Origin of the sequence: Listeria monocytogenes (assembly GCF_013282665.1) — a bacterium.
In the GTDB taxonomy this organism is placed as follows: Bacteria; Bacillota; Bacilli; order Lactobacillales; family Listeriaceae; genus Listeria; species Listeria monocytogenes_C.
In genome coordinates this window covers 2,122,746-2,141,780 of sequence record NZ_CP054041.1, presented here as the reverse complement: position 1 = coordinate 2,141,780, position 19,035 = coordinate 2,122,746, and the positions used below count along the sequence as shown (strand labels likewise).

Here is a 19,035-nt window from a genome sequence, read left to right as displayed (position 1 = left end):
ATAAGCAAAATACTTGAAAGTCAAAATAGGTCAGTATATAATAAGTTCATAAGGTCAAAGATAGTCAAAGTCAAGACCTTTCATTTCTCATTTTTAAAAGGAGGAAATTAATTATGAACTGTGAAAAATGTAATCAAAATCCAGCAACAATTCAACTATATATGAATATTAATGGTAAGCGTGTAGAAATGCCGCTTTGTGCCTCTTGTTATGCAGAAGTTAGAAATCAAGCCAACTTTGGCGCAAATGAGTTTCCAGGAGGAAGCGGTTCTCCGTTTGACGATATTTTCCGTCAATTGAGTGGTGCTGCTAGTCAAGCTAACCGTGAACAAAGAAGCCAAGCAAACGCACAAGTACAAACACAAACTGCTGGTGGCGGCAATGGTTTACTAGATGAATTTGGAACAAACTTAACAGATATGGCGAAAAATGAGCAACTCGACCCCGTCATCGGTCGTGACAAAGAAATTAAACGCGTCATTGAAATATTAAACCGCCGTAATAAAAATAATCCAGTCTTAATTGGTGAACCAGGTGTTGGTAAAACAGCTGTCGTCGAAGGACTTGCAAATGCGATTGTCGCAGGAGAAGTTCCAAGCAAATTAATGAACAAAGAAGTTATCTTACTAGATGTCGCTTCACTAGTTTCTGGTACAGGTATCCGCGGTCAATTTGAAGAACGTATGAAACAACTAATTAAAGAACTACAAGAACGTAAAAACACGATTCTATTTATTGATGAAGTGCATACGATTGTTGGGGCAGGTTCTGCGGAAGGCTCGATGGATGCAGGAAACATTCTAAAACCAGCTCTAGCTCGTGGCGATTTACAAATGATTGGTGCTACTACGTTAAAAGAGTATCGCACAATCGAAAAAGATGCCGCACTTGAGCGTCGTTTCCAACCAGTAACTGTAAGCGAACCATCCACAAAAGAAACGCTAACTATTTTAAATGGTTTAAAACCAAAATATGAAGATTTTCATGAAGTAGTTTATTCTCCAGAAGCTTTATCAGCTGCCGTTGAATTAAGCGCACGTTATATCCAAGATCGTCATTTGCCAGACAAAGCAATTGATTTAATGGATGAAGTTGGTTCCAAATACAATCTATCTATTGAAAAATTGGACGAAAATACCGTGAGCGAACGTGTTGCCCGTTTAGAGGATGAAAAAAATCAAGCGCTTCAAATGGAAGACTACGAAAAGGCAGCCAAAGTTCGTGATGAAATTACTCGGTTAGAAGAAAATAAAACAAGTAATTCCTTCTCAGAACGCCCTGTCATTCAAGCATCAGACATCCAAGCGATTATTGAAGAAAAAACTGGCATCCCAGTAGGACGTTTACAAGAAGACGAGCAATCCAAAATGAAGAACTTAGAAAGCAACTTAACTGGAAAAGTTATTGGTCAAGAAGATGCTGTAAGAAAAGTAGCCAAAGCAATTCGTCGTAGTCGTGTTGGACTAAAATCAAAAAATCGTCCAATTGGTTCCTTCCTATTTGTTGGACCAACTGGTGTCGGAAAAACAGAACTTGGACGCACGCTAGCTCGTGAATTATTCGGTACTAGTGAAGCGATGATTCGTTTAGATATGAGTGAATTCATGGAAAAACACAGCGTCTCTAAACTAATCGGTTCTCCTCCAGGCTATGTAGGTCACGAAGAAGCTGGACAATTAACAGAAAAAGTTCGTCGCAATCCGTATAGCATCATTTTGCTAGATGAAATCGAAAAAGCACATCCAGATGTTCAACATATGTTCCTGCAAATTTTAGAAGACGGTCGACTAACTGATTCACAAGGACGTACAGTGAGCTTTAAAGATACAGTCATCATTATGACAAGTAATGCTGGCGCGACAGACACAGAAGCTTCAGTCGGCTTTAATACAACCACTGAAACAAAACTTGAAAAAGGTTCTGACATCCTGGCAAAATTAGGCGCATACTTCAAACCAGAATTCTTAAACCGTTTAGACAGCGTCATTGAGTTTACATCCCTAGAAAAAGACGATTTAGTACAAATTATCGACTTAATGCTCGTTGATTTAAATGAAATGCTCGCTCAAGAAGGTGTAACAATTGATGTTTCTAAAGAAGTAAAAGAACATTTGATTGACCTTGGATATGACCCTAAATTCGGAGCACGACCACTACGCCGGACTATCCAAGAACACCTAGAAGATGCCATTGCCGACAGTTTAATTGAACAACCAGAAGCAAAACATCTCGTTGCAACCCTAAACGATAATAAAGAAATTACTATAACAGAACAAGTAACAGTGTAATAAAAAAGGCTTGAGTTAACTTAAACTCAAGCCTTTTTCTAATGCAAGTAAATATTGTTTCTTATCTACATCCGCCCCATTATAACCACCAAGCTCTCCATTACTTTTCACGCATCTGTGACATGGAATAATAATCGGAATTGGATTAGCGCGATTCGCTTGTCCTACTGCTTGCACAGCTTTAGGGCTACCTGCTGAAATCGCAATATCTTTATAACTCACAACAGCTCCATACGGAATTTGGCTCAAAGCTTGCCAAACTTTTTGCTGAAAATCGGTCCCTTTAAGGAGCACCGGCAAATCAAAATGCTCTCTCGTGCCTTCAAAATAGTCATCTAGCTGGATAATCAATGCTTGAAAAAGTTCTTTTTCTATGATAGTTCCTTCTAGAAGTTCCCAATTTTTTGGCTCGTCATACGAAATATTCCTAATCCACTTTTCATCAATAGTTATAAATAAATCACCCAATGGCGATGTTTTTTGCTGTTTTAGCATTCTGTCGCTCCTCTCCCCTTAAGTTATTATTCTAAAGATAGCACGTCCCTCTTCCATTCGCAACTAGCTGTCATCCGCTGTTAATATTTGATACTTTTTGTTACTTAACTGTTGGATAAGCGTTACAGAATGCAGGGTAAATTATACCAATAGTTTGCCAACGTAGAATAGAAAGGACTGTTTTTTATGGAACAAACCGCCTCCTTAAAACGGGAAAGTTATTTCGATAATGCCAAGTTTATTTTAATTTTTCTAGTAGTTTTTGGGCATTTCCTCCAAACATTTATCGCGGATTATGCAGGTGTTCGTGTGCTTTATATTTACATCTATACTTTTCATATGCCCGCTTTCGTGTTAATATCCGGCTTTTTCGCTAAAAGTTTTGGCAAGCCTGGTTATCTAAAAAAGACAATGAAAAAGCTCATCCTACCTTATGTGTTTTTTCAGCTAATATATAGTATTTTTTATTATTTTCTTTTAAGTAAAGATAGCCTTTCTATTAAACTACTTGATCCAGAGTGGTCACTTTGGTTTTTACTTAGTTTGTTTTTCTGGAATTTAATGCTTTTTGTTTTTGCAAAAATTAAGCCTTGGAAGTCGATAAGTATTGCTCTTTTTATTGGTTTAGTAGCTGGATATTTTGATATTATTGGGGGTTATTTGAGTTTATCTCGGACACTTGTATTTTTCCCGTTTTTCTTAGTTGGTTATTTTTTAAAGAAAGAACATTTTTACTATCTCAAAACACATTTTGCTATGATTCTTGGAGGAATTTTCATTGTTTTACTTTTATCCTTTATCACGCTTCATCCTAACTTAAATGATAAGTGGTTTTTAGGTTCTAAGCCTTATGCAAACTTTGTGGAAGTTAAGTCGCTAGGCCTTTTCATTCGCGCACTTGTCTATTTGATTAGTTTTGGTTCGATTGCGGCTTTTTTCAGTTTTATTCCTAGAAAGAGGTTATTTTTCACTAAATGGGGTAAAAATACGTTATATGTTTATTTGTTACATGGCTTCTTTATTAAGTTTTTTCGTGAAGGAAGCCAGACTGACTTTCAATATAGCCCGTCGGCATTTTTACTATTATTCGTCATTACTTTTGTTTTAACAATATTATTATCAAGTCGATTGGTGAAAATATTCGTTCAACCAGTAATCGAACTTAGAGTATCGATGTTGCGAGATGTGTTTAGCCGCTTAACAAAACGGGAAAGTTATTAAACGTATAGATAGAAAAAGGAGGTTGTATTATGGGTTCAAGAAAACCAGAAATTATTATCGGATTAATTGGCTCTATCATTGGGATTCTAGTTGGCTTTTGGATTATTAATTATGGAGATTCAGTCACAGATTATATACAAACATTTACTTATTTACCGGGCGAATTAGGTAACGAGTTAGCAAATTTAGGGTGGATTACATTAATCGCATCTGTAGTTGCATTAATTGCTTCCCTTCTAATTAAATCAGCTCCACGTGGTTGGGGTGTTATCTTAGTCATTATCGGTATCGTGCTCTTCTTCGTTATCGGAACTGCTTGGATTATATCCGGAATCTTAATCACGTTAACTGGTTTAATGGGTATTTTCAGACGCCCTGTTCCAAAATCAAAATATTAAAAATCACCTCTTGGTCACTTTGATCAAGAGGTTTTTTCATGGACAAAAAAAGCCATTCTGCAATCAGAATGGCTTTAATATTTAGCCTGTAATAATTTTCTCTTTTGGTAAACGAATCGCATTTTTAGGTTGATTTTTATTTCTTAGACTTAGCATCGAGTACATAATACCAACGCGACCAATAAACATTAATGCAATAATAATAATTTTACCCGGCGTAGATAAATCTGGTGTCAAACCTACAGAAAGTCCTGTCGTACCAAACGCCGAAAAGACTTCAAAAATAACGGCAATTAACGAGGCGGTCTCCGTTTGCATTAAAATGACTATAGCCGATATACTTAAAAATCCTGCTACTAACGTGACTGCGAGTGATTTTCGCACATCTTCTTGATGCAATTCACGACCAAAAATATATACATGTTTCCGACCGCGAATAACCGAATAAATAAATAAAATCGTAATCGCAAAAGTTGTCGTTCGAATCCCACCACCAACAGAACTTGGCGATGCTCCAATAAACATTAAGAAGGAGACAAGCAACAACGTAGAGATTGATAATGCCCCACTATCAATCGTTTGTAAGCCAGCGCTTCGAGATGTTGCAGATAAAAACATCGAATTAAAGAAACCGAAATCCCAGCTTTTCCCACCAAAGAAATGTTGATATTCAAACAACCAAATGAGCAGTCCACCGACAATTAAAAGCACAAAATAAGTTAGCGTCGTCACTTTTACAAAAAGGGAAAAGCGGAACGGAATTAACGTGTTTTTCTCAAATAAAAATCTCCGCGTTTCAAGTAAAACCGGGAAACCAATCGCACCTGCAATGATTAACAGAATCGAAATAAATTGAACAAAATAATCATTGGCAAATGGCATTAACGATTTACCTGTGATATCAACGCCCGCATTAGTCACGAGTGAAACGGAATTATATAATCCTTGGAACATCGCGTCCCAAAAATTCGGATAAAGTGGAATAAAGTAAATTCCCAAAATCAAGGCTCCGATTAACTCAATGCCGAAAATAAGTACTAGAATCTCACGAAGCATTCGGACCATTCCGCTCATTGTAAACTGATTAGTATCTGTCATAATTAATTGGCGTTGTTTCAATCCAATTCGTCTTTTTAAAATCAAATAGAAAAACGTACTAATCATCATAACACCGAGTCCACCAATTTGGAAAATCGCCATCAACACCCAAATTCCGGCTGTGCTATATGTTTGACTTACATCTACTGTTGTTAATCCTGTTACACTCACTGAACTCGCCGCCGTAAAAAGTGTATCAATAAATGATACCTTTACCCCTTTTTGCAGCGTAAATGGCAAGCTTAACACGATTGTAGAAATCGTCACTGCCAGAAAATAATACGCAATAATCACTTGAACAGGCGTCATGCGTGCCAAAACAAGCTTTAATCTTCTGCGTAGTTTTACTTCCTGATCATATTCAAACTCTTTTGGTTTTCTTCTCTTTTTTTCTCGCAATGATATAACCACCCAAACCTATTATTATCATAACCGACCAGAATGTCAGCTTCCAAACAGCTGAATCTGGAAAATCTTCTGGAATAATTGCTACGGAAGGATGTGCTAGCGTTAGAACCGCCATTTTCACACCAACCCAACCAACAATTAAAAACGCTGCTGTTTCAAGTGTAGGGTAACGCTCTAATAATTTAACTACTTGTGTGGCTGCAAAACGAATCACGACAAGTCCTGCGATACCACCAAGGAACATCACGATAAATTGCCCACCGTTCATCCCCCCAATATCGAAATCCCCTAAATCTGGTAAAGTAACAACTAATGCTGCTGCAGCTAACATGGAATCCAGTGCAAAAGCTATATCTGTCAATTCCACACGAGCTACTACACCCCAAAAGGATGTTGATTTTGTTTCTGATGTTTCTTTAACCTCTTCTTGTTTACCTTTTTTAAGGCGCCACATATGCTTGATGGCTAAATAAAGTAAATAGATCGCACCAATTGCTTGTATTTCCCATATTTTTACTAAAAATGAAATTAAAAATAATGCCACAAAACGGAAAATAAAAGCCCCAACTAACCCATAAAATAAGGCTTTTCGTTGCTTATCATGCGGTAGACCTTTAACAATAACTGCCATAACTACAGCGTTGTCCGCTGATAGAATTCCCTCTAGTACTACTAAAACAAGGAAAACTAGCGCGTACTCGCCCCAAATAGAAACATCCATTCCTCATTCACCATCCTTCTACTCTATCATAAAATTATGTTTTCAGCATCTGGTTGTATGTAAAACCAGAAGTACAACTATGCACTTCTGGTTTTATTAGAAATTATTTAGTTGTTTCTGCTTTTTTCTTACTACGATAGGAAACGAACCAGCCCCATAGAATAATAAGAATCATGACACCCCAGAAAATTAATTTCCAAAGCGTTGACTCAGGGAAGCTGTGTGGAATTACCCCAAGACTTGGATGAGCGAGAGTATAAATAACAAGCTTCACCCCTACCCAACCAACGATTAAAAATGCGGCTGTTTCGAGACTTGGATAGCTCTTTAGTAATTTAACAAATTGTGTTGCAGCGAAACGGATAATGATTAGACCGACAAGTCCACCTAAGAACATAATTGCGAATTGTCCTGTATCAATACCGCCGATGTGACCCCAACCAGTTTCTGGAAGGGTAATCGCAAGCGCGACTGCCGCTAACATGGAATCAATCGCAAATGCTATATCTGCAATCTCTACTTTTAGAACAGTCATCCAAAAACCAGAGCCAGCTTTTTCTTTCTTTTCTTTTTCCCCGTCTTTTCCTTTTGCATGTTTCCAAATATGACTAATCGCAATATAAAGTAAATATGCAGCACCAAGCGCTTGAACTTGCCAAACGTTTGCCAAAAAGGAAATTAAGAATAATGCGCCAAAACGGAAAACAAAGGCACCCATCAATCCGTAAAATAACGCTTTTTTCTGTTGTTTATCTGGAAGATGTTTGACCATAACAGCCATAACCACTGCATTATCTGCTGCTAAAATTCCTTCAAGGCCGATTAGGACAAGTAACACCCAACCGTACTCTAAAATCATTGCTGTATCCACTAATTCTTTTCCTCCTTTGTTCTATTAAAATGTCAAAGATCTCCTATTTTGAAGAAACAAAAAAGCGAGACCTGCCCGTAAAGGCAAAGGTCTCGCTAACATTTAAAATTAAATGTGATAAAACCGATGATATCTCTATCATGTAATGACGACTTTATCCTGATTAAAAAGTTAATCAGCGCTACTCCCCTCTGACATTTGTCAAAGAACGATATATGATTACCTAGAGAATAATACCATAATATAGAACTTCACGTCAACTAATTTTTCTCACAAACTTTTTAAACAGCTAAGTCTTTCGTTTTTGCGCTACTAGCTATTTTAATATTATAGATTGTGAATAGCGTCACACCGATAATACAAGTCAGAATTTCAGTCGCTGTCAAGGACCAAATCACGCCCATAAGCCCGAAATAATGTTGTCCTAAAATGATGACTGGAATAAAGATGATGCCCTGTGAAACAGACATAATCGTAGCCGGAATCGCTTTCCCAATCGCTTGAAAAGTACTCGTAAACAGCCCTGTAAATCCACTGAAAAGAGAAGATATCAGCATCGCAACCATAATATGAACACCAAGCGTTATCACACTTTGACTGTCACTAAACAGATGCATCACTTGGAAACGGAAGATGAATACTAGACTCGAAAGGAGTAGCACAATAAGCCCGATACTAATTGCAGTAGCCCGTATTGCTTTTTCAAACCGCGCAATATTACCCGAACCGTAATTATAAGCTAACAGCGGAATAATCCCCATGTAAAGGCCCATACAAATAAATTCAGGGAGCTGCACCACTCGAAGCGCCACGCCAAAACCTGCAACCACTCCGTCCCCATAAATCATCGAATAGTGATTTAAAACGAGCGTTGTCACAATGAGGAATAACGATAAAAGCAACTCTGAAACACCAATTTTAAAGACATTTTGCACAATTTCTTTTGTTGCTTTAAACCATTTAAAACGAATGGATAAATAATCACTTTTCTTCTCTAAAAACCAAGCATAGTAAATCAGCGAAAATAAACTTGCTAATCCGACCGAAACTGCAGCCCCCACCACATTAAAATCAAAATACAAAATAAGCAATGGATCAAATACTAAATTAACCACCGTAGCAATTATCATTCCGTTCATAGAAACCCGCGAAGCTCCCTCAGCCCGAACCACCTGTTCTAAAGCAAAATTCGCAATAATAAACGGACTACAAATTAAAAGCGCCAACGTATAATTTTTCGTGTGCAAAAAGCTCGTTGCATCCGCCCCTAGAAAATGAGTAACAGGATTAATCAAAAAACCTAGCAAAACCGCGCAGATAATTCCTAATACTAAACTTCCGTATAAAACAAAGGCGGATACTTGTTTGGCCTTTATTCCCTCTTCTTTCCCGAGTAAGCGAGAAATATACGTTCCACCACCGACTCCAAACATATTACCAATCGCCATCAAAACAGTAAACATCGGTAATCCAAGTGTCACGGCGGTTAACATCGACGTGTCATGCAACAATCCTATAAAGAATGCATTGATAATGTTGTAAATGACCCCCACGGACATTCCAAGCATCATCGGAATAGATAAATGTGCTATCGCTTTAGGAATGCTCGCTTTTGTTAAATAATAATTATCTGAGTGTTTCATTTTGTTTCCCCCTTGAAATTAGTTAGAACTCTAACTATATAGCTAAATTTTTTTATTCCGTATTGTCGTCAATTTTACTAAGTAGATCAATAAAGATTTTATACTCGTCAGCGGAAAGGATTTTTTTCGCTTTATCATCTTCACGCGGGAAAGATTCATTAAATTCATCCACAATTCGTTTCCCTTCTTCGGTTAAAGTGACCACTTTTTCTCTGCCGTCTCGAATACTTGGTTTACGAGAAATTAATTTCTTTTTCTCGAGTCCTTGAATGAGGCTAGTAATACTTGCGCCACGCGTTTGGAAGATTCGCTGAAGATCTTTTTGGATAATTTCATTTGTCGCATTATCGTTTAAAAACCCTAGAACTCTAGCTTGTTGAGTTGTCAGTCCAAACTGAGCTACTTTTGCGTCCATTTTTCGTTTGGATTTAATCATAATCGAACGAATTAACGTATCCATCGTCTTCTCTCTTCTCACGAGTATTCCTCCTTATTAATTAGAATTCTAACTAATTATAGCGCGTTTCGAAAAATTGTCAAGAAAAAAACAACCTATTTGCGAAAATACAAATAGGTTGCAGCTATTATAGTAATGAAGTTAATTCGATATCTGGATTTTTATCATTAAACCAATTAATCGCGAATTCATTTTCGAATAAGAATAACGGTTGGTCGAAGCGGTCTTTTACGAGCATGCTTCGAGCTGTGGATAGTTTTTCATCCGCATCCTCTTCTTTTACCCAACGAGCGATTTTTTTGCCGATTGGTTCCATGCGAATTTCTGAATTATATTCGCCGCGCATTCTATGTTCGAATACTTCAAATTGCAACTGACCAACCGCTCCAATGATGTATTCCTCCGTGCGCCACGTTTTAAACAATTGAATCGCACCTTCTTGAACGAGTTGCTCTACGCCTTTATGGAAATGCTTTTGTTTCATAACGTTTTTCGCATAAACACGCATAAATAATTCTGGTGTAAACTGCGGAAGTTTTTCAAATTCGAGCTTTTTACTTCCATTAGTAATCGTATCACCAATTTGGTAATTACCCGTGTCGTACAAACCGATAATATCACCAGCTACCGCACGATTAACAGTTTCCCGGTCATCTGCCATAAACTGCGTTGAATTAGCAAGCTTCATACTTTTTCCGGTTCTTGTCAAAGTAACATTCATACCACGTTCGAATTCACCTGAACAAATTCGAATAAAGGCAATCCGGTCCCGGTGAGCAGGATTCATGTTCGCTTGAATTTTGAAAATAAAGCCAGAAAACTTCGGATTATCAGCTTCAATCACACCTTCATTCGATTCATGGCTTGAAGGAGATGGTGCAAAATCAACAAATGTACGTAAGAAAGTTTCTACGCCAAAGTTTGTTAAGGCACTTCCAAAGAATACTGGTGTTTGTTCACCGGCAATAATACGTTCTCGGCTAAAATCATTTCCAGCCTCATCAAGTAACATAATTTCTTCCAATGCTTGATCATAATAAAGTGAATTTTGAATAGCATGTGCTTCTTTCAAATCACCATCTTCACCAAGTGGTAAGAAACGTTCATCTTCCTCTGAACGATATTGTTCAATCACATGATGATAACGGTCATAAAGTCCAGCAAGCTCTTTTCCCATACCAATTGGCCAGTTCATTGGATACGATTCAATACCAAGAACTTCTTCTAATTCAGCAAGTAATTCAAGCGGCATTTTCCCTTGACGGTCCATTTTGTTAATAAAAGTAAAAATTGGAATTCCGCGCATTCGACAAACTTTGAATAATTTAAGTGTTTGGGCTTCGATACCTTTCGCAGCATCGATAACCATAACTGCACTATCCACTGCCATCAATGTCCGGTACGTATCCTCACTGAAATCCGAGTGACCCGGTGTATCCAAAATATTAATTCTTGAACCATTATAATCAAACTGCATCACAGAACTCGTTACCGAGATACCACGTTGTTTTTCAATTTCCATCCAGTCACTTGTCGCAAACTTGCCAGATTTCTTTCCCTTTACAGTCCCAGCTGAACGGATAACGCCACCGAATAATAATAATTGTTCCGTAATCGTCGTTTTCCCAGCATCCGGGTGAGAAATAATCGCAAACGTTTTGCGTGAAGCAACTTCTTTTTGCAAATCTTGACTCATTGTTATTTTCCTCCTAGATTCATTCACATTCCATTAGTATAGCATAACTAGGAGAAATTCGGCTGATTTTTTATTCAAAAATTATTTTGTTTGTCGTTTCATTAGGACTACAGATAACACACCAAACACGACTGCAAAGGCACTTAAAATAAGTAAACTAAGCCCTGTTGTAACGGTTTTATCGCCCCAATAAATCGTAATTCCAATCATTTCTTTTGTCGCATCCATCGCTTTTGAATTTCCCGCAAAAACTTGTTGTAGAGGCTCTTTCGTCATGATTTCTCGAATAGTAGACGCCCCGTAAGTGAAAGGAAAACATTTCATCGTAGTTTGTACCGCAGCTGGAAGTGATCCAATGGGTAAATAAATCCCCGCAATAAAACCAATAACGGTCCCAACAATCGTTGAAACAGAACTAAAGGCGCTCGCTTTTTTCACTAAGCTAGCGATAAAGAACATCATACTACTACAACAGAAAACATTTATCAAAATAATCCCAATTAAACGCAACCAGCTTTCCACCGGTAAAATATCGCCGCCTGTCAACCAAATATACATTTCCCCTACAAAAAGAGTTACGACAGAAAGGAAGAAGGAAGCCACTAGCCCACTAACAATATAACTAATAACAATACGCCATCTGGAAGCGGGTGTTATCGCAAAGCTTCTCGCAATACTTAATTCTTCATCATGTACTTTCAACGAAAAAACAGCTAACGAAACAGTGACAGGTGTAATAGATAAGATCCCCGCAATCACCCAGGTATTTACTAATTCTTGAATCCCTACCGTTTTTCCAGAAGCCTGTTTGAACATCTCTTCCATATTATTTCCTAAAAAAATCGCATAAAGTCCAATAATAATCAAAACTGTTAGTAATGACATAAACACAGCTGTTCTATCTCGAAAATAAATTTTTAAATTACGACTAATCATTCGAATCCTCCTTAATCATCGAAATAAAAGCATCATCCAAGTTGCCTTTAATCACTTCAAAAGAACCATAAAGTCCGGCTGCTTGATTTAAAATAGCCAATATTTCGACATCTTGATTTATCACATCCACACGCATCGTTTCTTTAGTAATTTTCAATGGTAAATTGACTTTTTCTATTATTGCTTGGAGTTCTGCTACCTTCGCATCGTAAAAGAAAATTTTATCTACAGAAAAACGACTTCTAATGTTCGCTGGGGTGCCTTGCGCAATAATTTTCCCCTTATGGATTACAGCCAACTGATCCGCATCTTTCGCTTCTTCTAAGTAATGTGTCGTCAAAAATACTGTCATACCTAATTCTTCGCGCAAATAATCAATAATTTTCCACACACTTACTCTTGTTTTTGGATCTAGCCCCGTTGTTGGCTCATCTAACAGCAAAATTTCGGGATCATGCATAATCGCTCTAGCTATTTCCGCTCGCCGCTTCTGACCACCGGATAATTTTTCAAAACGTCGATTTAAAATATCCTCAATCCCCATAATAGAAGAAACGAGCTCTAATCGTTCGGAAATTTCCGCTTTTGTTTTTCCGTATAAACTTGCGCGGTTATATAAATTTTCGCGTACTGTCAGTAAATCATCCAACACATTTTCTTGAAAAACAACGCCTAACTTTTGTCGAAATGATTTTCGATTTTTAAAAGTTAACTTTTCATCAGCTATGAAAATCTCTCCAGAAGTTGGTTCGCTTTCTGTACAAATCATGCTAAGTGTAGTCGATTTCCCCGCTCCATTTTCACCTAAAAAAGCAAATAGTGAGCCTTTTTCGACTTCTAAGTTAATGCCCTTGACTGCTTCGACTTTACCAAATTTTTTAACTACATTAGTTAATTTTATCATTTTAATTCCCTTTCTCGCATTTCTGCTAGTTTTTGATTAATTTCATTACTGAATTTTGCATCTCGCAAAGTGAAAAAAATATGCATTACCAGGAAAGTCACACAAATAAAGCCAAAAATAATCATAAATCCAGCTATGTTGTGATACCAATTCAACAACCAACCAAGCCCTAAGATAGCTGCGCCGATAAAGAAGAAGAAAGCAATCAAACGACTATAAAAAGCAAGTTTTGTTTTCACAGAGTTATTAAAGAGTATTTGTTGTACAAAGGTTGTCACTATACTAAAACCTAGCATAATAAAAATATCACGGATTGCGACTACTTCCGATTCACCAGTTGCGATATAAGAGCAAATCATTGTAATAATAGAGGCAGAGAATATAATGCACACTGATTGAATAAATTGAATTAGTTTTGTAGTCATTTTCGCTTCCCTCCCATGTTTAATTTTTGTTTTAAGATCTTCGCATATTGCCTAGAAATAATTACTTTTTCTCGATTAAAAAGTTTTGCTTCAAATTTACCGTTGAAACTAGGAGCAATTTTTTCAATCCATTCAATATTTAAGATCATTGATTTTGAGCATCTGAAAAAAGAACCCTCTTTAAATTTCTCCTCCAACTCATATAATTTCCAATGAATTTCATAGACCTCTTTCTCTGTATAAACAAAAATTTTACTTTCAACTGCTTCAAAATATAAAATGGCTTTTGGTTCTAGTAAATAAGTAGCACCGTCTTTTTTGACAGAGATTTTTTCTGTCAGCTCTTCTAATTTCATTACCATGTTTTTTACTTCCGCTAGATTATCGGGATGGCAATATACATCTACTTCACCCATCGCCAAAGTATTATTTTGTTTTACATGGAATTTCATCTAGTTGCCTCCCTTTTTTCTTTTATTATAAACGCCTCATCAAAAACTACAAGCTGATTTCAGTAACATGCATTTTTAGCTAACTAAGATGCAAAAAACTCGGTAGCACGATGATGTCACTACCGAGTCTTCCTTATTTACTAACTTTCGCAACAAGTGCTTCCACTTTATCCTCAAAATCTTCTGGTTTCATTTTAGATGGGAAACGTTCCACAACTTCTCCATTTTCATCAATTAAGAATTTCGCAAAGTTCCATTCTACTTTTTTACCGCCAGTTTGTTCAGTTAAATATTTATAGAGCGGACTAGCGTCTTTGCCTTTTACTTTAATTTTAGAAAACATTTGGAATGTCACACCATAATTCATTTGGCAAAATTCTAAAATTTCCTCATCACTACCAGGATCTTGACGTAAAAACTGGTTACAAGGGAAACCGAGAATTTCAAAATTAGCGCCACCCAGTTTTTTATACATGGCTTCTAGGCCTTCAAGCTGAGGTGTTAAGCCACATTTGCTCGCTGTATTTACGATAAGTAATACCTTACCTTTATAATCACTTAAAGCTATTTCTTTGCCGTTCATTGCTTTTTCAGAAAAATCATGGACATTCATATGGAATTCCTCCTATTTCAATATATTCGAAAATAAATATGCATAAACTAATTTTTCTGTATGATAAAGTGAGTCGCGATGTGTACGTTCATAGGCATGGCTAGCATCAATCCCTGGCCCAATCAAGCCATGGACAATATCATTACCGGCATTAATCGCCGCACTCGCATCAGATGCATAAAACGGATAAATATCTACTTTATAATCAATATTGTTGCTTTTCGCAAGTTCCACTAAATGTTTGCGCAAACCAAGGTGGTACGGGCCACTACCATCTTTTGCACAAATAGAGACAGTATACTCATCAGAAGTTTGACCATCACCAAGCGCTCCCATGTCGACAGCTAAATATTCTACTGTTTCAGCTGGGATATTAGAATTCCCACCATAGCCAATCTCTTCATTATTAGAGATTAAGAAATGAGTTGTATGAGGAAGCTCCAAGTTGTTTTCGTGAATATAATTGATTAGTTGTAATAAAATCGCGACACTTGCTTTATCATCCAAATGGCGGGATTTAATATATTCATCATTAATAATTTGCACGCGCGGATCAAACGAAACAAAATCACCAACTTCTATTCCAAGCGCCCGAACTTTATCTGCATCTAGTGCTTTTACATCTAAGCGAACTTCCATATTTTTGTCATTACGCTCAGCAGTACCAGCATCTTTATAGACATGGACAGACGTTTGGTGCATTAAAATGGTACCACTATACAAATCTCCATCACTTGTCTCAATCGTACAATATTCGCCTTCAATCGCGTTAAAACGGTAGCCTCCAATTAAGGTTAAAAGTAATCGTCCGTCTGCTTTAATTTCTTTCACCATGGCACCGAGCGTATCCACATGAGCCGTTAACATGCGGTGCTTCGTATCGTCTTTCCCAGGAAGCGTTACAATCAATCCACCCTTATTGTTTAAACGGTAAGGGATTTTTGAAGCATCTAAATCTTTTGCCAATTTTTCGATGATTTTCCCTGTATTGCCTGTCGGGCTTGGGATAGATGTTAATTCTTTAATTTTTTGCATTGTTTCCTTTGTATTTGGTTCGTATGACAAAAAAATTCCTCCTTTAGTTCGCTTTCTTCTATTATATTATAGCGCTTATCTTAAATGTTCGCATTTTTTAGGATCAACTTTTTCCCAAATCAGCCCTTTTATATGCTATAATTCGATAGACGAAAAGGGAGGGAATTTTTTGGAACAAACAAAAGTAAAAGCCGTTACCATCGCCGTATTTGTCGCAACATTTATGGCAGCTATTGAGGGTACCATCGTGAGTACTGCGATGCCAACGATTGTAAGTCAGTTGGACGGCATAGAGTTAATGAACTGGATTTTTTCTGTTTATTTGCTAACATCAGCAGTGACCGTTCCGATTTACGGGAAACTGTCTGATTTGTATGGACGAAAAAATATTTTTGTAATTGCGACAATTATTTTTATCATTGGTTCATCACTTTGTGGTTTTGCACAAAATATGGAGCAATTAATTATTTTTCGCGCGATTCAAGGTATTGGAGCAGGTGGGATTTTACCATCTACTATGACGATTATCGCAGACGTGTATCCATTTGAAAAACGAGCAAAAGTGCTTGGCTTCATGGGTTCCGCTTGGGGTATTGCTGGCGTATTTGGACCACTTGTTGGAGGATTTTTAGTAGATCAACTTTCATGGCATTGGATTTTCTTTATCAATGTCCCAATCGGTATTTTAACAATCCTACTTATTTTGCTTTATTTACGCGAAAAAGTGGAACATGTGAAACTCCCGATTGACTATTTAGGTGCTTCGCTCTTTACAGTGGCACTGCTAGGATTATTATTTGGTTTACAACGAGCTGGGGAATCGCTCAACTGGACAGAACCGCTCGTCGTTATTCTTTTTGCCGTTTCGATTGTGTTATTTATTGCTTTTTATTTTGTCGAAAAACGTGCAAAAGACCCGATTATGCCATTTGTATTATTTAAAAATCCAGTGGTATTAATTGGGAATTTAATTGGTTTCTTGATCAGCGCCTTTTTAATTGGGATTAATGTTTATATTCCAATGTGGGCACAAGGAATGCTCGGCCACGGAGCTACAATTGCTGGCTTCATGCTTGCACCGCTCTCCGTTACTTGGATAATCGGCTCCTTTATCGGCGGCAAACTCTTGATGACACTTGGAAACAGGCACACAGTGGGAATCGGCGTATTAATTACGGCTGCAAGTGGATTAATTTTAGCATTGTTTCCAGCTTCCACAAATGATATCTTCTTCTATTTAAATAGTGCATTTATGGGATTTGGTTTTGGGATAATCTTTACCACAACTACTGTTACCGTTCAAGATGCTGTGCCACGATTCCAAACTGGTATTGCTACTGCTTCTAACACACTTTTTAGAACAGTTGGTCAAACAATCGGGGTGGCTGTCTTTGGAACTATCTTTAACTCCGTTCTTACAAGCGAATTCCGCGCCGCTGCTGGCAGTGAAGTAAATCGTAGTAATTTAAATCAACTAATTAGCCCACAAACTTCTGGCAACGTTAGTACGGACCTTATTGATCCGCTTCGAGATATTTTATATAGCGGGCTGCATACGGTTTTCTGGGTCATGTTCGCTTGCTGTATCGTTAGTTATTTTATTCATTTTATCTTACCGAAAAAACATATTTCCGGCGAAAAATAGAAGGTTGGCTCCGTGGAGCCAACCTTTTTTATACCATTTTTTTATAAATAGTTACTGCAAAAACATAGCCAACAATAGTAATTCCAACACACCATGCAAGTGCAATCCAGATATCATTTCCAATTGGTTCTGAATAAAGCAATGCACGAATCGTATTAACAATAGAGGTCACTGGTTGATTTTCTGCAAAAACACGTACTGCAGTTGGCATCGTATCTGTCGGAACAAAAGCAGAACTGATGAATGGTAAAAATATGAGTGGATATGAAAATGCACTTGCTCCATCTACTGATTTGGCAGTTAAACCAGGAATCACCGCAACCCAAGTGAGCGCTAAGGTGAATAATAGCAAAATACCAGCTACAGCAAGCCATTCCACTATCCCCGCTGATGAACGAAAACCAATCAAAAGCGCAACTAGAATAATGAGAACAATAGAAATAGCATTAGAAACTAAAGAAGTTAAAACATGTCCCCACAAAACGGAAGAACGACTAATTGGCATAGAATGAAATCGTTGAAATAATCCTTTTTGTACATCTGTAAATAATCGCACCGCCGTATAAGCTATTCCGCTTGCGATAGCCATCAAAATAATACCCGGCAACAAGTAATCCACATAATTGTCTGTCCCTGTTTGAATCGCACCTCCAAGTACATATACAAACATCAACATAATCATAATTGGAATAATGGCGACTGTAATAATCGTATCAGGACTACGCATAATATGACGCATGGAGCGACCAAATAATATACTTGTATCACGAATTGGTTTCATTTCCCTTCCTCCTTCCCATTAATAATTGCTAAGAAAATTTCTTCCAATGATGGTTGTTTTTCGACATACTCTACTTCAGCAGGTGGGAATAATTTTTTAAGTTCATCCAATGTTCCATTTGCGATAATGGTTCCACCGTGAAGAATAGCGATTCTATCCGCAAGCTGCTCTGCTTCATCCAAATATTGTGTTGTCAGTAGAATAGTTGTTCCTTCATCAGAAAGTGTTTTAATCGTTTTCCAGACTTCTATTCTCCCTTCCGGATCAAGTCCAGTTGTTGGTTCATCAAGAAAAATCACATTCGGGGAGCCAACGAGACTCATAGCAATATCCAGTCGTCTTGTCATTCCTCCTGAATAAGTGTCCGCACGTCGATCCGCTGCTTTTTCAAGTCCAAAACGTGCCAATAAGTCATCTGCCGTTTGTGCCGCATTCTTTTCACCACGTAACTTAGCAATGAGTAAAATATTTTCTCTTCCTGTTAAAATTCCATCTACTGCCGCAAATTGTCCAGTAAGGCTAATATGTTTCCGTACTTTTTCCGGCACTTCTCTCACATCAAAACCAGAAATATGTGCATTTCCATTATCTGCTTTTAAAAGAGTCGTTAAAATTTGGATGGTTGTCGTCTTACCAGCACCGTTTGAGCCTAGTAATGCAAAAATTTCGCCATGCTTTACTTCAAAATCTACACCCTTCAAGACTTCTGTTTTCTTAAATGACTTTTCCAAACCGGTGGCTTTAATCATCACTTCTTTCATTTGAATACAACCTTCTTTCCATTTTTTATTAAAACCCCACTACTCAGTAACACTGGTATTCTGTATTACTTATTACTACTACATAGTAACACCGAGTTGCGGATGTGTCAATAAAAAAGTCATTTCTTTTTTTCATCTGAAATGACTTTTGTTTTTATTCACAAAAAAACCGCCCATTAAACGGACG

19 protein-coding genes and 1 riboswitch are annotated in these 19,035 nt (G+C 37.4%); of the genes, 4 read left to right on the top strand and 15 right to left on the bottom strand.

The features are described 5' to 3' along the window. The first annotated feature begins 113 nt into the window (after positions 1-113). Positions 114-2,288: an ATP-dependent Clp protease ATP-binding subunit gene (locus HRK21_RS10790; RefSeq protein ID WP_070006829.1), complete on the top strand. Its 2,175-nt coding sequence runs from the start codon at positions 114-116 to the stop codon at positions 2,286-2,288. A gap of 15 nt (positions 2,289-2,303) precedes the next feature. Here HRK21_RS10790 and HRK21_RS10785 read toward each other — a convergent pair whose 3' ends face one another. Next, entirely contained in the window at positions 2,304-2,783 is a 480-nt protein-coding gene (locus tag HRK21_RS10785) for a methylated-DNA--[protein]-cysteine S-methyltransferase (protein WP_070006828.1), read from the bottom strand. A 186-nt stretch (positions 2,784-2,969) separates the two neighbouring features. Here HRK21_RS10785 and HRK21_RS10780 point away from each other — a divergent pair, with 186 nt between their 5' ends. Then, positions 2,970-4,004, top strand: coding sequence for an acyltransferase family protein (locus tag HRK21_RS10780; protein ID WP_069888543.1), 1,035 nt, complete (start codon positions 2,970-2,972; stop codon positions 4,002-4,004). Positions 4,005-4,033: 29 nt separating this feature from the next. Continuing rightward, positions 4,034-4,402 carry a DUF4064 domain-containing protein gene (locus HRK21_RS10775; RefSeq protein WP_003722859.1) on the top strand — a complete coding sequence of 123 codons (369 nt, stop codon included), beginning with the start codon at positions 4,034-4,036 and terminating at the stop codon, positions 4,400-4,402. A gap of 81 nt (positions 4,403-4,483) precedes the next feature. Here the strand turns inward: HRK21_RS10775 and HRK21_RS10770 are convergent, their stop codons facing one another. The 12 genes from HRK21_RS10770 to HRK21_RS10715 all read right to left on the bottom strand — a co-directional run bounded on the left by HRK21_RS10770 (position 4,484) and on the right by HRK21_RS10715 (position 15,691). Next, positions 4,484-5,818, bottom strand: coding sequence for a TrkH family potassium uptake protein (locus HRK21_RS10770; RefSeq protein WP_077952777.1), 1,335 nt, complete (start codon positions 5,816-5,818; stop codon positions 4,484-4,486). A gap of 43 nt (positions 5,819-5,861) precedes the next feature. Further along, positions 5,862-6,629, bottom strand: coding sequence for a TerC family protein (locus HRK21_RS10765; protein ID WP_070006826.1), 768 nt, complete (start codon positions 6,627-6,629; stop codon positions 5,862-5,864). 103 nt (positions 6,630-6,732) lie between these two features. Continuing rightward, complete coding sequence (locus HRK21_RS10760) at positions 6,733-7,500, bottom strand: TerC family protein (RefSeq protein WP_003729830.1); 768 nt, start codon at positions 7,498-7,500, stop codon at positions 6,733-6,735. A gap of 97 nt (positions 7,501-7,597) precedes the next feature. Beyond that, a riboswitch (yybP-ykoY riboswitch) is annotated at positions 7,598-7,702 on the bottom strand. 79 nt (positions 7,703-7,781) lie between these two features. After that, on the bottom strand, positions 7,782-9,143 hold the full coding sequence (locus HRK21_RS10755; protein ID WP_003738592.1) for an MATE family efflux transporter: 1,362 nt from the start codon (positions 9,141-9,143) through the stop codon (positions 7,782-7,784). A gap of 52 nt (positions 9,144-9,195) precedes the next feature. Beyond that, entirely contained in the window at positions 9,196-9,621 is a 426-nt protein-coding gene (locus HRK21_RS10750) for a MarR family winged helix-turn-helix transcriptional regulator (RefSeq protein ID WP_077952770.1), read from the bottom strand. Between the two features lie 106 nt (positions 9,622-9,727). After that, complete coding sequence (locus tag HRK21_RS10745) at positions 9,728-11,296, bottom strand: peptide chain release factor 3 (protein WP_003738590.1); 1,569 nt, start codon at positions 11,294-11,296, stop codon at positions 9,728-9,730. 81 nt (positions 11,297-11,377) lie between these two features. After that, entirely contained in the window at positions 11,378-12,232 is an 855-nt protein-coding gene (locus tag HRK21_RS10740) for an ABC transporter permease (protein ID WP_003738589.1), read from the bottom strand. After that, positions 12,225-13,136, bottom strand: a complete 912-nt coding sequence (locus tag HRK21_RS10735; RefSeq protein WP_003738588.1) for an ABC transporter ATP-binding protein — start codon at positions 13,134-13,136, stop codon at positions 12,225-12,227. The genes HRK21_RS10740 and HRK21_RS10735 overlap by 8 nt, the downstream gene beginning before the upstream one ends. Further along, on the bottom strand, positions 13,133-13,561 hold the full coding sequence (locus tag HRK21_RS10730; protein WP_069888540.1) for a DUF3021 family protein: 429 nt from the start codon (positions 13,559-13,561) through the stop codon (positions 13,133-13,135). The genes HRK21_RS10735 and HRK21_RS10730 overlap by 4 nt, the downstream gene beginning before the upstream one ends. Then, the gene (locus tag HRK21_RS10725; protein WP_003738586.1) at positions 13,558-14,013 is read right to left on the bottom strand and encodes a LytTR family DNA-binding domain-containing protein; all 456 of its coding nucleotides are present in this window, start codon (positions 14,011-14,013) and stop codon (positions 13,558-13,560) included. Before HRK21_RS10725 ends, HRK21_RS10730 begins: the two co-directional genes overlap by 4 nt. 133 nt (positions 14,014-14,146) lie before the next feature. Further along, positions 14,147-14,626 (bottom strand): glutathione peroxidase, encoded by a 480-nt coding sequence (locus HRK21_RS10720; RefSeq protein WP_003738585.1) that lies wholly within the window; start codon positions 14,624-14,626, stop codon positions 14,147-14,149. A gap of 12 nt (positions 14,627-14,638) precedes the next feature. Next, entirely contained in the window at positions 14,639-15,691 is a 1,053-nt protein-coding gene (locus tag HRK21_RS10715; RefSeq protein ID WP_003738584.1) for a M42 family metallopeptidase, read from the bottom strand. Positions 15,692-15,830: 139 nt separating this feature from the next. On the opposite strand from HRK21_RS10715, the gene HRK21_RS10710 reads away from it, so the two are divergent. Continuing rightward, the gene (locus tag HRK21_RS10710) at positions 15,831-17,306 is read left to right on the top strand and encodes an LM6179_1298 family efflux MFS transporter (RefSeq protein WP_003738583.1); all 1,476 of its coding nucleotides are present in this window, start codon (positions 15,831-15,833) and stop codon (positions 17,304-17,306) included. Between the two features lie 28 nt (positions 17,307-17,334). Here HRK21_RS10710 and lieB read toward each other — a convergent pair whose 3' ends face one another. Together lieB and lieA are read right to left on the bottom strand one after the other, a co-directional pair. After that, entirely contained in the window at positions 17,335-18,087 is a 753-nt protein-coding gene (lieB, locus tag HRK21_RS10705; protein ID WP_070006824.1) for a multidrug efflux ABC transporter permease LieB, read from the bottom strand. Beyond that, a complete protein-coding gene (gene lieA / locus HRK21_RS10700) occupies positions 18,084-18,848 on the bottom strand; it encodes a multidrug efflux ABC transporter ATP-binding protein LieA (protein ID WP_070006823.1) in 765 nt (254 codons plus the stop codon). Before lieA ends, lieB begins: the two co-directional genes overlap by 4 nt. Positions 18,849-19,035 lie beyond the last annotated feature (187 nt).

What these genes read in the sequence shown, in the direction of transcription:
- HRK21_RS10790 (WP_070006829.1), top strand. Translation starts at nt 114, where the DNA reads ATGAACTGTGAAAAATGTAATCAAAATCCAGCAACAATTCAACTATAT.
- HRK21_RS10755 (WP_003738592.1), bottom strand. Translation starts at nt 9,143, where the DNA reads ATGAAACACTCAGATAATTATTATTTAACAAAAGCGAGCATTCCTAAA.
- HRK21_RS10725 (WP_003738586.1), bottom strand. Translation starts at nt 14,013, where the DNA reads ATGAAATTCCATGTAAAACAAAATAATACTTTGGCGATGGGTGAAGTA.
- HRK21_RS10745 (WP_003738590.1), bottom strand. Translation starts at nt 11,296, where the DNA reads ATGAGTCAAGATTTGCAAAAAGAAGTTGCTTCACGCAAAACGTTTGCG.
- lieA (WP_070006823.1), bottom strand. Translation starts at nt 18,848, where the DNA reads ATGAAAGAAGTGATGATTAAAGCCACCGGTTTGGAAAAGTCATTTAAG.
- HRK21_RS10740 (WP_003738589.1), bottom strand. Translation starts at nt 12,232, where the DNA reads ATGATTAGTCGTAATTTAAAAATTTATTTTCGAGATAGAACAGCTGTG.
- HRK21_RS10735 (WP_003738588.1), bottom strand. Translation starts at nt 13,136, where the DNA reads ATGATAAAATTAACTAATGTAGTTAAAAAATTTGGTAAAGTCGAAGCA.
- lieB (WP_070006824.1), bottom strand. Translation starts at nt 18,087, where the DNA reads ATGAAACCAATTCGTGATACAAGTATATTATTTGGTCGCTCCATGCGT.
- HRK21_RS10765 (WP_070006826.1), bottom strand. Translation starts at nt 6,629, where the DNA reads ATGGATGTTTCTATTTGGGGCGAGTACGCGCTAGTTTTCCTTGTTTTA.
- HRK21_RS10720 (WP_003738585.1), bottom strand. Translation starts at nt 14,626, where the DNA reads ATGAATGTCCATGATTTTTCTGAAAAAGCAATGAACGGCAAAGAAATA.
- HRK21_RS10730 (WP_069888540.1), bottom strand. Translation starts at nt 13,561, where the DNA reads ATGACTACAAAACTAATTCAATTTATTCAATCAGTGTGCATTATATTC.
- HRK21_RS10780 (WP_069888543.1), top strand. Translation starts at nt 2,970, where the DNA reads ATGGAACAAACCGCCTCCTTAAAACGGGAAAGTTATTTCGATAATGCC.
- HRK21_RS10775 (WP_003722859.1), top strand. Translation starts at nt 4,034, where the DNA reads ATGGGTTCAAGAAAACCAGAAATTATTATCGGATTAATTGGCTCTATC.
- HRK21_RS10785 (WP_070006828.1), bottom strand. Translation starts at nt 2,783, where the DNA reads ATGCTAAAACAGCAAAAAACATCGCCATTGGGTGATTTATTTATAACT.